Source organism: Lysobacter ciconiae (assembly GCF_015209725.1).
GTDB classification, from domain to species: Bacteria; Pseudomonadota; Gammaproteobacteria; order Xanthomonadales; family Xanthomonadaceae; genus Novilysobacter; species Novilysobacter ciconiae.
Genome location: NZ_CP063656.1, coordinates 854,959 through 868,208, shown reverse-complemented (window position 1 = coordinate 868,208; position 13,250 = coordinate 854,959). Strand labels below are relative to the sequence as shown.

Annotated in this window: 14 protein-coding genes; 8 read left to right on the top strand and 6 right to left on the bottom strand. The window is 67.7% G+C overall.

The window, feature by feature from the left end; all coding sequences use genetic code 11:
• Window positions 1–82: 82 nt before the first annotated feature.
• Window positions 83–379 (bottom strand): hypothetical protein, encoded by a 297-nt coding sequence (locus tag INQ41_RS03950; protein WP_193986403.1) that lies wholly within the window; start codon window positions 377–379, stop codon window positions 83–85.
• A gap of 300 nt (window positions 380–679) precedes the next feature.
• Here INQ41_RS03950 and parE point away from each other — a divergent pair, with 300 nt between their 5' ends.
• Entirely contained in the window at window positions 680–2,599 is a 1,920-nt protein-coding gene (gene parE / locus INQ41_RS03945) for a DNA topoisomerase IV subunit B (protein ID WP_193986401.1), read from the top strand.
• Window positions 2,600–2,612: 13 nt separating this feature from the next.
• On the opposite strand, the gene hutG is transcribed toward parE, so the two are convergent.
• Together hutG and INQ41_RS03935 are read right to left on the bottom strand one after the other, a co-directional pair.
• Window positions 2,613–3,407, bottom strand: coding sequence for an N-formylglutamate deformylase (hutG, locus tag INQ41_RS03940; protein WP_193986399.1), 795 nt, complete (start codon window positions 3,405–3,407; stop codon window positions 2,613–2,615).
• 15 nt (window positions 3,408–3,422) lie between these two features.
• On the bottom strand, window positions 3,423–3,902 hold the full coding sequence (locus INQ41_RS03935) for an FKBP-type peptidyl-prolyl cis-trans isomerase (RefSeq protein ID WP_193986398.1): 480 nt from the start codon (window positions 3,900–3,902) through the stop codon (window positions 3,423–3,425).
• A gap of 121 nt (window positions 3,903–4,023) precedes the next feature.
• Between INQ41_RS03935 and INQ41_RS03930 the strand changes: the two genes are divergently transcribed.
• Both INQ41_RS03930 and INQ41_RS03925 read left to right on the top strand, forming a co-directional pair.
• The gene (locus INQ41_RS03930; RefSeq protein ID WP_407074262.1) at window positions 4,024–4,548 is read left to right on the top strand and encodes a C40 family peptidase; all 525 of its coding nucleotides are present in this window, start codon (window positions 4,024–4,026) and stop codon (window positions 4,546–4,548) included.
• 85 nt (window positions 4,549–4,633) lie between these two features.
• A complete protein-coding gene (locus tag INQ41_RS03925) occupies window positions 4,634–5,335 on the top strand; it encodes a C40 family peptidase (RefSeq protein ID WP_193986394.1) in 702 nt (233 codons plus the stop codon).
• Window positions 5,336–5,453: 118 nt separating this feature from the next.
• Here INQ41_RS03925 and INQ41_RS03920 read toward each other — a convergent pair whose 3' ends face one another.
• On the bottom strand, window positions 5,454–5,954 hold the full coding sequence (locus tag INQ41_RS03920) for an acyl-CoA thioesterase (RefSeq protein ID WP_193987204.1): 501 nt from the start codon (window positions 5,952–5,954) through the stop codon (window positions 5,454–5,456).
• Between the two features lie 264 nt (window positions 5,955–6,218).
• Here INQ41_RS03920 and bla point away from each other — a divergent pair, with 264 nt between their 5' ends.
• Together bla and INQ41_RS03910 are read left to right on the top strand one after the other, a co-directional pair.
• Window positions 6,219–7,088, top strand: a complete 870-nt coding sequence (gene bla / locus INQ41_RS03915) for a subclass B3 metallo-beta-lactamase (protein WP_193986392.1) — start codon at window positions 6,219–6,221, stop codon at window positions 7,086–7,088.
• Window positions 7,088–7,576: an NUDIX hydrolase gene (locus INQ41_RS03910; RefSeq protein ID WP_193986390.1), complete on the top strand. Its 489-nt coding sequence runs from the start codon at window positions 7,088–7,090 to the stop codon at window positions 7,574–7,576. Before bla ends, INQ41_RS03910 begins: the two co-directional genes overlap by 1 nt.
• On the opposite strand, the gene INQ41_RS03905 is transcribed toward INQ41_RS03910, so the two are convergent.
• A complete protein-coding gene (locus INQ41_RS03905; protein ID WP_193986388.1) occupies window positions 7,561–8,838 on the bottom strand; it encodes a dicarboxylate/amino acid:cation symporter in 1,278 nt (425 codons plus the stop codon). The genes INQ41_RS03910 and INQ41_RS03905 overlap by 16 nt on opposite strands.
• 140 nt (window positions 8,839–8,978) lie before the next feature.
• Here INQ41_RS03905 and INQ41_RS03900 point away from each other — a divergent pair, with 140 nt between their 5' ends.
• Window positions 8,979–10,700 carry an alkaline phosphatase gene (locus INQ41_RS03900; protein ID WP_193986387.1) on the top strand — a complete coding sequence of 574 codons (1,722 nt, stop codon included), beginning with the start codon at window positions 8,979–8,981 and terminating at the stop codon, window positions 10,698–10,700.
• A 6-nt stretch (window positions 10,701–10,706) separates the two neighbouring features.
• On the opposite strand, the gene INQ41_RS03895 is transcribed toward INQ41_RS03900, so the two are convergent.
• Entirely contained in the window at window positions 10,707–11,159 is a 453-nt protein-coding gene (locus INQ41_RS03895; RefSeq protein ID WP_193986385.1) for a CopD family protein, read from the bottom strand.
• Between the two features lie 90 nt (window positions 11,160–11,249).
• Here INQ41_RS03895 and INQ41_RS03890 point away from each other — a divergent pair, with 90 nt between their 5' ends.
• Both INQ41_RS03890 and INQ41_RS03885 read left to right on the top strand, forming a co-directional pair.
• On the top strand, window positions 11,250–11,858 hold the full coding sequence (locus INQ41_RS03890) for a class I SAM-dependent DNA methyltransferase (protein WP_193986383.1): 609 nt from the start codon (window positions 11,250–11,252) through the stop codon (window positions 11,856–11,858).
• Between the two features lie 84 nt (window positions 11,859–11,942).
• Complete coding sequence (locus tag INQ41_RS03885) at window positions 11,943–13,187, top strand: polyhydroxyalkanoate depolymerase (RefSeq protein WP_193987203.1); 1,245 nt, start codon at window positions 11,943–11,945, stop codon at window positions 13,185–13,187.
• Window positions 13,188–13,250 lie beyond the last annotated feature (63 nt).

Sequence of the window (13,250 nt, the reverse complement as noted above, 5' to 3'; positions counted from 1 at the left end):
CCGGCCTCGCTGGACGTGGCGGAAGGCCAACGAAAGACGCCCCGGCAAGCCGGGGCGTCGGTGACCTCATCGCATGGCGCGATCAGTTGCGCTCGTCTTCCTCTTCAGGCTCGACGGCCTGCTCCTGGGCGGCGGCTTCGGCACTGAAGTCCGCACGGTCCTGCGCGACGTCGGCGCTCTGCTCAGCAGCATTGGCCTGCTCGGCGGCAGCGGCGGCCTGCGCCTCGGCCTGCACGGCCTGGGCTTCTGCCTGGGCGGCAGCGGCCTGCGCCTGCTGGGCCTGGGCCTGGGCGTCGAGATCGGCGGACTGGGCGAACGCGGCCGGAGCGGCCATCAGGGCGGCGATCATGGTCGGCAACACAAGCTTGCGGATATTCATCTGGGTACATCTCCTTGGTGGGGTGTGCGGATGGCGACTGCCGTCCTGGATCACTGCCGCTCCCCTCAGCGACGCCGACGAACCTACCGGCGCCGACCCTGCCAAATACTGAATAACGGGACCTTTACGCGGCCCGATTTCACGCCCCGTTATGGAAGCCGCCAAGTCCGGGACCGCTTTCACCACCGCATCGTGACGGTCGTCCAATCGGCTTCCGACCTTTGCTTCCTTGACCATCCACGGTGCCGCCCGCCATTCTGGCGAGCTGACTTCTCCCGACCCAACGCGAACCGCTGCCTGATGAACAACCGCTACGACGCCGCCGACATCGAAGTCCTCTCCGGGCTGGACCCGGTCAAGCGTCGCCCCGGCATGTACACCGACACCACCCGGCCCAACCACCTGGCCCAGGAGGTCATCGACAACGCCGTGGACGAGGCGCTGGCCGGGCACGCCAGGACGATCGAGGTGGTGATGCACGCCGACGGCAGCTGCGAGGTCAGCGACGATGGACGGGGCATGCCGGTGGACATCCACCCGGAGGAAGGCGTGCCCGGGGTGGAGTTGATCCTGACCCGCCTGCACGCCGGCGGAAAGTTCAGCAACAAGAACTACACCTTCTCCGGCGGTTTGCACGGCGTGGGCGTCAGCGTGGTCAATGCCCTGTCGACGCGCCTGGATGTCACCATCAAGCGCGACGGCATCGAGCAGCGGATGGGTTTCGCCGACGGCGAGCGGGTCACCGAGCTTGAAACCCTGGGCAGCGTCGGGCGCCGCAACACCGGCACGCGCCTGCACTTCTGGCCCGATCCCAAGTACTTCGACACCCCGAAGTTCAACCTGCGCGCCCTCAAGCACTTGTTGCGCGCCAAGGCGGTGCTGTGCCCGGGCCTGACCGTGAAGCTGCTGGACGAGGCCACTGACGAGCGCCTGGAGTGGCACTACGCCGACGGCCTGAGCGACTACCTGCTCGACGAGCTGCGCGCCGACCACCCCGCGCGCGAGTTGCTTCCGCCCGAGCTGTTTGTCGGCAAGCTGGAGAAGGATTCGGAGACGGTCGACTGGGCGGTGGCCTGGGCGCCTGACGGGGAGCTGGTCCAGGAGAGCTACGTCAACCTGATCCCGACCGCGCAGCACGGCACCCACGTCAACGGTCTGCGCAGCGGCTTCACCGACGCCCTGCGCGGTTTCTGCGACGTCCGCAGCCTGCTCCCGCGCGGGGTCAAGCTGGCCCCGGAGGATGTCTGGGACCGCGTCGCCTTCGTGCTCAGCGTCAAACTGCTGGACCCGCAGTTCAGCGGCCAGACCAAGGAGCGCCTGAGCTCCCGCCAGACCGCCGGCTTCGTGGAGGCCGCCGCGCAGGACGCCTTCACCCTGTGGCTCAACCAGAACGTCGAGCTGGGCGAGCGGATCGCGCAGCTGGCGATCGAGCGGGCCAGCGCGCGCCTGAAGACCGAGAAGCAGATCACCCGCAAGAAGGTCACCCAGGGCCCGGCCCTGCCCGGCAAGCTGGCGGACTGCATCAGCCAGGACCTCTCACGCACCGAATTGTTCCTGGTCGAGGGCGACTCGGCCGGCGGCAGCGCGCGGCAGGCGCGCGACAAGGACTTCCAGGCGATCCTGCCCCTGCGCGGCAAGATCCTGAACACCTGGGAGGTCGCCTCCGGCAGCGTGCTGGCCTCGCAGGAAGTGCACGACATCGCCGTGGCGATCGGCTGCGATCCGGGCAAGGACGACCTGAGCGGGCTGCGTTACGGCAAGGTCGTGATCCTGGCGGACGCGGATTCGGACGGCCTGCACATCGCGACCTTGCTGTGCGCGCTGTTCCTGCAGCATTTCCCCGCGCTGGTGGCTGCCGGCCACGTATTCGTGGCGATGCCGCCGCTGTTCCGGGTCGACCTGGGCAAGCAGGTGTTCTACGCCCTGGACGAGGAGGAGAAGCGGATCCTGCTGGAGAAGATCGAGCGCGAGAAGGCCGAGCGCAAAAAGGGCTCGGCCGGCACGGTCAACGTCACCCGCTTCAAGGGCCTGGGCGAGATGAACCCCTCGCAGCTGCGCGAGTCGACCATCCATCCCGACACCCGCCGGCTGGTCCAGCTGACCGTGGAAGAAGGCACGCAGACCCACGCGCTGATGGACATGCTGCTGGCACGCAAGCGCGCCGGCGACCGCAAGGCCTGGCTGGAAGACAAGGGCGATCTGGCGACGCTGGAGGTCTAGGCAGGCCAGCCAATCAGCGCTGGGCGGTCATTGCCAGCGCATTCACCAGCAGATCCTCGAGCAGGCGCTGCAGGGGCGCGGCGCGCTCGGGCAGGTAGCGCGTGGAGTCCTCGTCCATGTAGCAGCGCTGGCTGATCTCCAGCTGCACCGCGTTCACGCCGTTCTCCGGAGCGCCGTAGTGGCGCGTGATGTAGCCGCCCTTGAAGCGGCCGTTGGCGACCCAGTCGTACTCACGCTGCTCGCCCAGCACCGCCTCCAGGCCGAGTTGGACCTGCGGCGAACAGCTGGCGCCATCGGCGGTGCCCAGGTTGAGGTCGGGCAGCCGGTCGGGAAACAGGTAGGGCAGATTGCTGCCGCGAATCGAGTGGCCTTCCCACAGCAGCGCCCGGCCGTGGTCCGTCACGAGCCGCTCGAGCTCTGCCTGCAGGGCGTCGTGGTAGGGCTTCCAGTAGCGCCGCACGCGCTCGGTGATCTCCGCCCGGGTCGGCGCCTCGCCCTCCACGTACACGGGCTCGCCGTTGAACCGCACGGTCGGGCAAAGGCCGGTGGTGTTCTGTCCGGGATACAGCGATACGTCATCGGCGGGACGGTTCAGGTCGACCACGTAGCGCGAGTAGCGCGGCACCAGCACCGATGCGCCCAGTTGGCGGGCGAACGCGTACAGGCGGGACACGTGCCAGTCGGTGTCCGGCGCGGTGCGCGCGCCGAGGGTCATGCGTTCGGCCAGGGCGTCAGGGATGGCGCTGCCGTCGTGCGGCAGGCTGACCAGCAACGCCGTCGTGCCGCGGTGCAGTTCAAAGGTATCCATGACCGCCGCCCGTTCTCAGTGCTGGTGGCCGCCGTCGCCGTGGACGTGGCCGTGCTCGATCTCCTCGGCCTGCGCCTCGCGCACGTCGATGATCTCGATGTTGAAGCTCAGGTCCTTGCCGGCCATCGGGTGGTTGAGGTCGACGTCGACCACGCTCATGCCGACCTTCTGCACCGTCACCGGACGCGGGCCGAACTTGGTCTGCAGGGTCACCTGCATGCCCGGGGCAAGACGGGTGCCCTTGAAGTACTTCTTCGGCACGCGCTGGATCATGCCTTCCTGGACGTCGCCGTAGGCATCGGCGGCACTCACATCGGCGGTGATCCTGTCGCCGGCCTCGTGGCCTTCCATCGCTTTTTCCAGGCCCGGGATGATGTTGCCGTGGCCCACCAGGATCACCAGCGGCTCGCGGCCTTCGGAGGTTTCGATCACATCGCTGCCCTGCTCGGCGACGGAGTAATGGAAGCTGACGACGCGGTCTTTCTCGATTTTCATGGCGGTACTCGTGGGAAGCAGGACGAAAGGCAGGTTGCCGCCAACGACAAAAGCAGGGAAGCTACATGCCGTGACGAAAGCCGCGCATTATCCCGGCATCCCCGCCCCCGCGCCAGCAGCGATCCTGCAGGCACCCTGGCGCTGGCTGCAGCTCCTTGTCCTGGCCAGCGTGCTGGCGGGTTGCGGCGGTGGCGGCAAATCGGTGCGATCCAAGGCGCCGGCTCCGGCCCCCGGTCGCGATTGGGGGAGCAACGCGCCCGTCGATCCGGGTGCCTCCAATTCGGTGTTGATGCGGGCGATCAGCCTGGTCGGCACGCCCTACCGCTACGGTGGCAACACGCCACAGTCGGGCTTTGACTGCAGCGGCCTGGTCAACTACGTCTACGACGACATGCTGCGCAAGAAGCTGCCGCGCTCGTCAAGCGCGCTGGCCGCCTACCAGGGGCAGAAGATCCAGCCACGCCAGCTCACGGCAGGCGACCTGGTCTTTTTCGGCAGCCGCGGGCAGGTAAGCCACGTCGGCATCTATGTCGGCGACGGGCGTTTCGTGCACGCTCCCAGCAGCGGTGGCACGGTCCGCCTGGATCATCTGGACGGCGCCTACTGGCGTGACCACTACACCGGCGCCAAGCGGGTGATTGAGTGAACTGAATGCGCAGTTTTCGCATTCCCTTCACACCGTTTAACGAAACTTTTACGGAATCTAAACGTCACGGCAGCGTTTGGAGTGCATGATCGCCCCGTCCTGTTTCAGTGATGACCGCGTGACGACACTCCTATCAAGCCGCCCAGCGCGCACCACAGCCACCTCCGCCCGACGTCGGCCGGCAGGTTTCTCCCTCTTCCTTGCAGCACTGCTGGCGCTTCCCGCGCTGCCGGCGCTGGCGACGCAGTCCACGGAGGCGCCCATGCCTTCGATGGCCGACATGCCGGTGATGATGCCGGATGCCATGAGCATGCCGGACCGGGCCCTGAGCCTGGCCAGCGACATCAGCGGCATGTTGGCTTCAGGCAAGGCCGCCGCCGTCGCCGAGGACTACACCCCACCCGACCACAGCGCACGCAACATCCTGCAGCGCGCGCTGACCCTGCTGGGCACCCCGTACCGCTGGGGCGGCAACACGCCCGACAAGGGCTTTGATTGCAGCGGCCTGGTCAGCTACGTGTTCCGCAATGCGATGGGCATCGACCTGCCGCGGGTGTCGCGCGAGCAGGCCAACTCCGGCGAACTCGTTGCCAGCAAGAAGGAGCTCGCCGAGGGCGACCTGGTGTTCTTCGGGCGCAAGGGCCGGATCGACCACGTCGGCATCTACGTCGGCGAAGGCCGCTTCGTGCATGCGCCGAGCACCGGCAAGGACGTGATGGTCTCCAGCCTGGAAAAGGGCTACTGGAGCGGCAAGTACATGCAGGCGCGACGACTGGCCGGCAGCTGATTCCCCGGGCAATACGCCGGGCGATACGCCGAACCGACCCGCATTTGCAGAATCAGCCGCCTCCGGGCGGCTGCTTCGTTTCCGGGTCCGCCAATTTGCGAAAACCGCGTGGGAGCGCTCAGGCGTCGTGGGCGTCGTGCGCCTGCCGGTAGCGCTCCACGGTCTGCTCGATTCCCTTGCTGAGCGCCATGACCTGCTGCGCGTACTCGGCCAGCTCGCGATCGTCCTCGCTCACCGGCTCCCAGGCAGGCACCGCGGTCGGCTCTCCCTCTACCCCATCAAGGGCGACGAACACGATCACGCAGTGAGTGCACAGGCGCGGCTCGCCGCCCATTGGGTCCCGGGCGGCGACCTCCACCGAGAAATGCATGCTGCTGGTGCCGGTGTGGACCAGCTTGGTGCGCACCGTTACAAGGTCACTGATCCGGATCGGTGCCATGAAGCGGATGCCGCCCACGGCGACGGTCACGCTGTAGGTGCCGCTCCAGCCGACCGCGGCTGCGTACCCGGCCTGATCGATCCACTTCATCACCACGCCGCCGTGCACCTTGCCACCGTAGTTCACATCAGCCGGTTCGGCGAGGAAACGCAGGGTCAGCTCGCGCTGGCTGCCGATCACGCCGCGGCCCCGCGGATAGCCACCGCTGCCGGTCGGCGCCGGGCTGGGGTCAGGCAAAATGAAACGTGCGCGTTTGCGGGCATTGGGTACTCCTCATCGGATCGATCGGCAATTATGCGCAGCTTGGCAGTGCTTGCGTTCGGGGGGTTGGCGCGGTCTTGCGGCAGTCGTGCAGTGGTGCAATCGCCGGCAGGCGGCCACAGCATGGACTTGCGCAGTTCAGTCATCGACACTGCCCCACTCCTGCCGCCAACAGATTTCACCATGCACCTGCTCCGCCCGCTTGTGCTCGCCTGCGCCGCGCTGACCTTCGGCTCTGCATTTGCCGCCGCGCCGGTCCTGCCCCAGGCGACCGGCTACCAGACCCGCGAAGCATGGCGGCAGCCGGTCACCCCGTTTCGTGTCGCCGACCACACCTGGTACATCGGCACCGAGGGTCTGAGCGCGCTGCTGGTCGTGACGCCCGAGGGTGCGGTGGTGATCGATGGCGGCGTCGCCCAGGCGGCGGACATGCTGCTGGAAAACATCGTGGCCACCGGCACCCCGATCGGGTCGGTCAAACTGATCCTGCACAGCCACGCCCACGCCGACCACGCCGGCCCACTGGCGGCGCTCAAGCGTGCCACCGGCGCGACGCTGGTCAGCAATGCGGAGTCCGCGGTGCTGCTGGCGCGCGGCGGCATCGACGATATCCACTACGACGACAGGATCCTCTTCCCGCCAGCGCAGGCCGACCGGCTGCTGCAGGACCGCGAAAGCGTCGAACTGGGCGGCACCTCGTTCACCGTCCACTTCACGCCAGCGCATACCCCCGGCTCGATGAGCTGGACCTGGACCGACACCCGCGACAGCAAGCCCTTGCAGATCGCCTACGCCGACAGCCTCAGCGCACCGGGCTACCGGTTGTTCGACAACCCACGCTTCCCGCGCATCCTGGAGGCGTACCGGCAAGGCTTCGCGACCGTTGCCAATCTGCCCTGCGACCTGCTGATCGCCCCGCATCCCGAAGGCGTGGGCTGGGCACCTGCAGCCACCGACGACCCGCAGCCCCGCCCGATGAGCTGCCGCGAGTACGCCGCCCAGGCGCAGCAGGCATTCGAGCAGGAATTGGCGAAGCAACAGGTCGCGCGCTGATGCCGTACACCCCGATTGCCGCCACCCTGGGCTACGTCCTCTCCCACGACGGGCGCGAGGTGCTGCTCATCCACCGCAACGCGCGCCCGGATGACCAGCATCTGGGCAAGTACAACGGCCTGGGCGGCAAGCTTGAAAGCGGCGAGGACATCGCCGCCGGGATGCGCCGGGAAATATTCGAGGAAGCCGGCATCCAGTGCGAGCAGGTGCAGTTGCGCGGCACCATCAACTGGCCGGGGTTCGGCAAGCAGGGCGAGGACTGGCTCGGCTTCGTGTTCCTGATCACCCGCTACAGCGGCACCGCGTTCACTGAAAACCACGAAGGCAGCCTGGAGTGGCTGCCGCTGGACCGCCTGCATGAGGTGCCGATGTGGGAGGGCGACCGCGAGTTCCTGCCGATGGTCTTCGACGACAACCCGCAGCCCTTCCACGGCGTGATGCCCTACAAGGGCGGCCGGCTGGTGTCGTGGAGCTACTCGCGGGGCTGATCGCCTTCCAGCATGCCGATATTGGTCGAGGCGCGGTTGTAGATCTCCATGTCGAGCATGCCGGTCTCACGCGCCACCAGCACCGGCACCAGCATTTGCCCGGTGACGTTGGTTGTCGTGCGCGCCATGTCCAGCACGCGGTCGATCGCCACCAGGTAGCCGATGCCTTCCAGCGGCAGGCCCGCGGCCGACAGCACCAGGGTGACCATCACGATCGCGGTGCCCGGCACGCCCGCGGTGCCGAAGCTGCCCAGCACCGAGGCCAGCATGATCACCAGGTACTGCGTGGGCTCCAGCTGCAGATCGAAGTACTGGGCCACGAACAGGCTGGTCAGGGCCGGGTAGATCGCCCCGCAGCCGTCCATCTTGATGCTCGCCCCCAGCGGCACCGCGAAAGCGGTGTAATCCTTGTCCACGCCCAGGTTGTGGGTCACCGCGCGCATCGCCGCGGGCATCGAGGCGAAGCTCGATGAACTCGCGAACGCCACCTGCATCGCCGGCGCGGCGCCACGGAAGAAGCGCAGCGGATTGAGCCCGTGACTTAGGAGCAGGCTGCCGTAGACGAACACGATATGCAGCGCGCAGGCCAGATACAGCGCGAAAACGAACATGCCCAGCGGCAGCAACTTCTCGAAGCCGTAGGCGCCCACCAGCGCGGCGATCAGGCCGAACGTTCCCAGCGGCGTCATCTCCAGTACGAAGCGGGTGATCTGGATCATCGTCTCGCTGGCCTCGCCGGCCAGTTTGCGCAGTCCGGTGGTGCGCTCGCCCAGCTTCACCAGCGCGAACCCCACCAAGCCGGCAAACACGATCACCTGGAGGATCTTGCCCTCCGCCAGCGCGGCAAACGGGTTGCCCGGGACCACGTCCAGCAGCACCTCGACCACCGACGGCACGACCCGCACCTCGTAATCGGCGGCGACGGTCAGCCCGGTCACGCCCGCGCCCGGCTGCAGCACCCAGCCGACGCCCAGCCCCACGCAGACAGCCAGCGCCGCGGTCGCGGCAAACCAGGCGAACGTGCGCCCGCCCAGCGCGGCAACGGATTTCTGCCCGTGCAGGGACGCCACCGCGTTGATCACAGCGAACAGCACCAGCGGCACCGCGATCATCCGGATCAGGGTCACGTACACCGTGCCCAGCGGGCCGAACCAGGGTTCTGCGGCCGGACCGAACAGCCAGCCGGCCAGTGCGCCAAACACAAAGCCCGCGAGCACGCGCTTCCAGAAGGGAATCGACAGCCACCAGGAAACCATCGTCATCGCATTGCCAATCAAGGGTCGAAATGCACGATAGCCGAGCGAAGCGCTGCCTGCGAACACACCAGCAAGACGAACCGGCACAGCCGGCGCAACAGTTGCGGGCCATAATGGTGCGTTCTGCAACTGCCCGTGACCCCTCCATGCACAACCACGCCCCGCTGCGAACCGCCTGCCTCGTCCTCGCCCCTGCCCTGCTGGTGGCCGCGTGCGCGACCACGTCGCCATCCATCGCGCCGGCAACGGCGCCGGTCGTCACCGAGGCCGTGAATGTGGACGTGCCACGGATCCAGCGGCCGCAGGACGAAAGCGCGCCGTGGTGGTTCCGCGATGGCGCCGCGCAGGCGGCCCAGCGCGGCGCGATGCGCGGACAGGCGAAGAACGTGATCCTGTTCGTGGGCGACGGCATGAGCCTGCCGACGGTCGCGGCCGCGCGCATCCTGGACGGCCAGCGCAAGGGTGGCGCGGGCGAGGACAATCGCCTGAGCTGGGAACATTTCCCGGCCACCGCGCTGAGCAAGACCTACAACACCGACCTGCAGACCCCCGATTCCGCAGGCACGATGAGCGCCATGGCGACCGGCGTTAAGACCCGCGCCGGCGTGATCAGCATCGGCCAGTCGCCACAGCTGGGCGACTGCAAGGGCGCGCTCGCAGCGCCGATGATCACCCTGTGGCAACTCGCCGCGGGCAGCGGCATGGCGACCGGCGTGGTCACCACCACGCGGGTCACCCACGCCACCCCGGCCGCCACCTTCACCCACTCGGCCGATCGTGGCTGGGAGTCGGATGCAGCGATGCCGGCCGAGGCGCTGGCCGCCGGCTGCGTGGACATCGCGCGCCAGTTGATCGAGACGCCCTACGGGCACGGCCCGGACGTGCTGATGGGCGGCGGCCGGACCAACTTCATGCCGGCCACCCAGACCGATCCCGAGTACCCGCAGCAATCCGGCCGCCGCGCCGATGGACGCGACCTGATCGCAAGCTGGAAGCAGCGCCACCCCTCGGGCAGCTATGTCTGGAATGCCGAGCAGTTTGCCGCCGCGCCGATCGACCAGCCGCTGCTGGGCCTGTTTGAACCCAGCCACATGCAATACGAACACGACCGCGCGGGCGATGCCGCAGGCGAACCCAGCCTGGCGGAGATGACCGCGGCGGCGATCGCCCGCCTGTCGCGCAACCCCAACGGCTTCGTGCTGCTGGTCGAAGGCGGCCGCATCGACCACGCCCATCACCAGGGCAACGCCTACCGCGCGCTCACTGACACCATCGCGATGGCCGAAGCGGTCGAGGTCGCCAACACGCTCACCTCCGCCGAGGACACCCTGATCCTGGTGACCGCCGACCATGCCCACACCCTCAGCTTTGTCGGCTACCCGGCGCGCGGCAACCCGATCCTCGACAAGGTGCACGAGCCCAAGGATGGCGAGCGCGTGCTGACCCTTGACGCCCGCGGCATGCCCTACACCACCCTGAGCTACTCCAATGGCCCGGGCTACACCGGCGCCAGCGATGCCCAGCCGGCCGGACCGAAAACCTTCCCGCACGCGGCAAAGAACTACCGGGCTGCCACCGGCCGCCCCGACCTGGCCTCGGTGGACACGACGTCACCGGACTACATGCAGGAAGCGCTGGTCCCGGCCACGTCCGAGTCACACGGCGGCGACGATGTCGGCATCTGGGCGCGCGGACCGGGCAGCAGCGCGGTGCGCGGCAGCGTGGAGCAGAACGCGATCTTCCACTTCATGCTGCAGTCCACGCCCTACCTGCGCGCCGCGGTCTGCGCAGCCGGTGCCTGCAATGCAGACGGCGTGCCGGTGGAACTGCCGGCGCAGGAACGGTTCAAGTCCCGCGCCGGCGGCTGAGCGTTCCTAGAAGGGTTTTGCCAGCACCAGCCAGACGATCGCCACCAGGACCAGCACGGGTATCTCGTTGAACCAGCGCAGCGCCCTGGACGAGGGCAACGGTCGCCCGGCCAGCATGCCTTTCAGCCAGCGCCCGCTGAAGATGTAATAGGCGAGCAGCATCGCCACCAGCAGCAGCTTGGCGTGCAACCAGCCGCTTCCCGACACCACCATGGTCGGGAAGTCCGGCAGGAACCGGTAGCCCAGCCAAAGCACGATGCCCAGAACCAGCGACAGCCCGAACATGGCGTGGCCGAAGCGGTACAGGCGCTGGCCCATCAGCCCCAGCCGCGCCCGCACTGCGGGCTCCTCGCCGGCCTCGGCCAGATTGACCAGGATGCGCGGCAGGTAGAACACCGCCGCCATCCAGGCAATCACGAAAACGAGATGGAAGGTCTTGGTCCAGAGATAGGCGTTCATGCGACGGGCGGTCCTTGTCTGACGGGTTCGCGCGCTAGGATGGCACGCCGCGCAGCGCGCGTGCGCCCCGACCCCGATGCAGCGAGTCCGATGAGCAAACACTACGACCAGGCCTATTTCGACCAGTGGTACCGCGACCCGGCAACCCGTGGCGCGGCGATCGGCGGCCCGGCGAGGCTCGCGCGCAAGGTCGCCCTCGCCGTCGCCACCGCGGAGTACCACCTTGAGCGACCGATCCGCAGCGTGCTCGACATCGGGTGCGGGGAAGGAGCGTGGCGCGCGCCGTTGTTGAAGCTGCGACCGAAACTGGACTACCTGGGTTTTGACAGCAGCGAGTACGCGGTCGGCCGCTTCGGTGCGCGCCGCAACCTGCACCTGGCCCGTTTCGGCGATTTCGAGTACCTGCGACCGTGTGGCCCGGTGGACCTGCTGGTCTGCAGCGACGTGCTGCACTACCTGCCCACGCGCGAGCTGGATCGCGGGCTGCCGGCGCTGGCGGACCTCTGTGCGGGCGTTGCGTTCCTGGAGACCTTCACCCGCAGCGACGGCATCGACGGCGATACGGTGGGATTCCAGGCGCGCCCGGAGAAGTTCTATCGCGAGCGGTTCGCCCGCATCGGCCTGCATCCGCTGGGTTCACACCTGTGGCTGGGGCCCGCGATGCGGGCCGGCCTGGCGGCGCTGGAGGCGGTCGACTGAGGATAACCGCGACGCTGATTCACGTACCAGCGCTTCGTTTCCGTTACGCTGCAACGCACCAATTTTCTGCCAAGGCTTTACATGCTGCTTTACCAGATGCACGAGTTCAACCGCGCGTGGATGGCACCGATGACCTATTGGGCCGATGCGTGCGCGAAGATTTTTGGCGGCTCCAACACGTGGCTGGGCAAGCTTCCCGGCGCCGACCAGTTCGCAGCCGCCTGCGAGCTGATGTACCGCATCGGCAAGGACTACGAGAAACCCGAGTTCGGCATCCACTCCATCGAGTTCGACGGTGTCGAGCATCCGGTGATCGAGCGCGAGATGGTGCACAAGCCGTTCTGCCGGTTGCTGCGCTTCAAGCGCTACACCGACGATGCCGGCAACCTCACCGAGATGCGCGGCCAGCCGCCCGTCCTCGTGGTCGCCCCGCTGTCGGGTCACCACAGCACGCTGCTGCGCGACACCGTGCGCACGATGCTGCGCGACCACAAGGTCTACATCACCGACTGGACCGATGCACGCATGATCCCGGTCAGCGAGGGTGAGTTCACCCTGGACGACTACATCGCCTACATCCAGGAATTCATCCGCTTCATCGGCGCCGACAACCTGCACGTGGTGAGCGTGTGCCAGCCCACGGTGCCGGTACTTGCGGCGGTTTCGCTGATGGCCTCGCGCGGCGAGCAGACCCCGCGCTCGATGGTGATGATGGGCGGGCCGATCGACCCCCGCGAGAGCCCCACCCAGGTCAACGAGCTGGCCACGCACAAGCCGCTGTCGTGGTTCAGCGAGAACCTGATCCACGAAGTCCCGCACAACTATCCGGGCCGCGGGCGTCGCGTCTATCCGGGCTTCCTCCAGCACACCGGCTTCATGGCGATGAATCCCGAGCGCCACGCTCAGTCGCACATGAAGTTCTACCAGGACGTCCTCAACGGCGACCTGGACGACGCCCAGTCGCACCGCAAGTTCTATGACGACTACAACGCGGTGCTCGACATGCCGGCGGCTTACTACCTGGACACCATCCAGACCGTGTTCCAGGACCACCTGTTGCCGCGCGGCCTGTGGGACGTCGCCGGTGAGCGCGTGGACCCGGCGGCGATCACCGGCACGGCGCTGATGACGATCGAGGGCGAACTGGATGATATTTCCGGCCAGGGCCAGACCCGCGCGGCGCACGAGCTGTGCACCGGCATCGCCGAGGCCGACCACCTGCACAGCACCATCGAGGGCGCCGGCCACTACGGCATCTTCAGCGGCCGCCGCTGGCGCGGACAGGTCTATCCGCAGCTGCGTGACTTCATCGCCAAATACGCCGACTGAGTTTACGTAGCGCGTTGCGCGACTGATTGGTGGGCGCGCGCGGCGCGCCCGGGCATTGGCCGC

What these genes read in the sequence shown, in the direction of transcription:
- parE (WP_193986401.1), top strand. Translation starts at nt 680, where the DNA reads ATGAACAACCGCTACGACGCCGCCGACATCGAAGTCCTCTCCGGGCTG.
- INQ41_RS03900 (WP_193986387.1), top strand. Translation starts at nt 8,979, where the DNA reads ATGCACAACCACGCCCCGCTGCGAACCGCCTGCCTCGTCCTCGCCCCT.
- INQ41_RS03895 (WP_193986385.1), bottom strand. Translation starts at nt 11,159, where the DNA reads ATGAACGCCTATCTCTGGACCAAGACCTTCCATCTCGTTTTCGTGATT.
- INQ41_RS03905 (WP_193986388.1), bottom strand. Translation starts at nt 8,838, where the DNA reads ATGACGATGGTTTCCTGGTGGCTGTCGATTCCCTTCTGGAAGCGCGTG.
- INQ41_RS03890 (WP_193986383.1), top strand. Translation starts at nt 11,250, where the DNA reads ATGAGCAAACACTACGACCAGGCCTATTTCGACCAGTGGTACCGCGAC.
- INQ41_RS03935 (WP_193986398.1), bottom strand. Translation starts at nt 3,902, where the DNA reads ATGAAAATCGAGAAAGACCGCGTCGTCAGCTTCCATTACTCCGTCGCC.
- INQ41_RS03950 (WP_193986403.1), bottom strand. Translation starts at nt 379, where the DNA reads ATGAATATCCGCAAGCTTGTGTTGCCGACCATGATCGCCGCCCTGATG.
- bla (WP_193986392.1), top strand. Translation starts at nt 6,219, where the DNA reads ATGCACCTGCTCCGCCCGCTTGTGCTCGCCTGCGCCGCGCTGACCTTC.
- INQ41_RS03925 (WP_193986394.1), top strand. Translation starts at nt 4,634, where the DNA reads ATGATCGCCCCGTCCTGTTTCAGTGATGACCGCGTGACGACACTCCTA.
- INQ41_RS03910 (WP_193986390.1), top strand. Translation starts at nt 7,088, where the DNA reads ATGCCGTACACCCCGATTGCCGCCACCCTGGGCTACGTCCTCTCCCAC.
- hutG (WP_193986399.1), bottom strand. Translation starts at nt 3,407, where the DNA reads ATGGATACCTTTGAACTGCACCGCGGCACGACGGCGTTGCTGGTCAGC.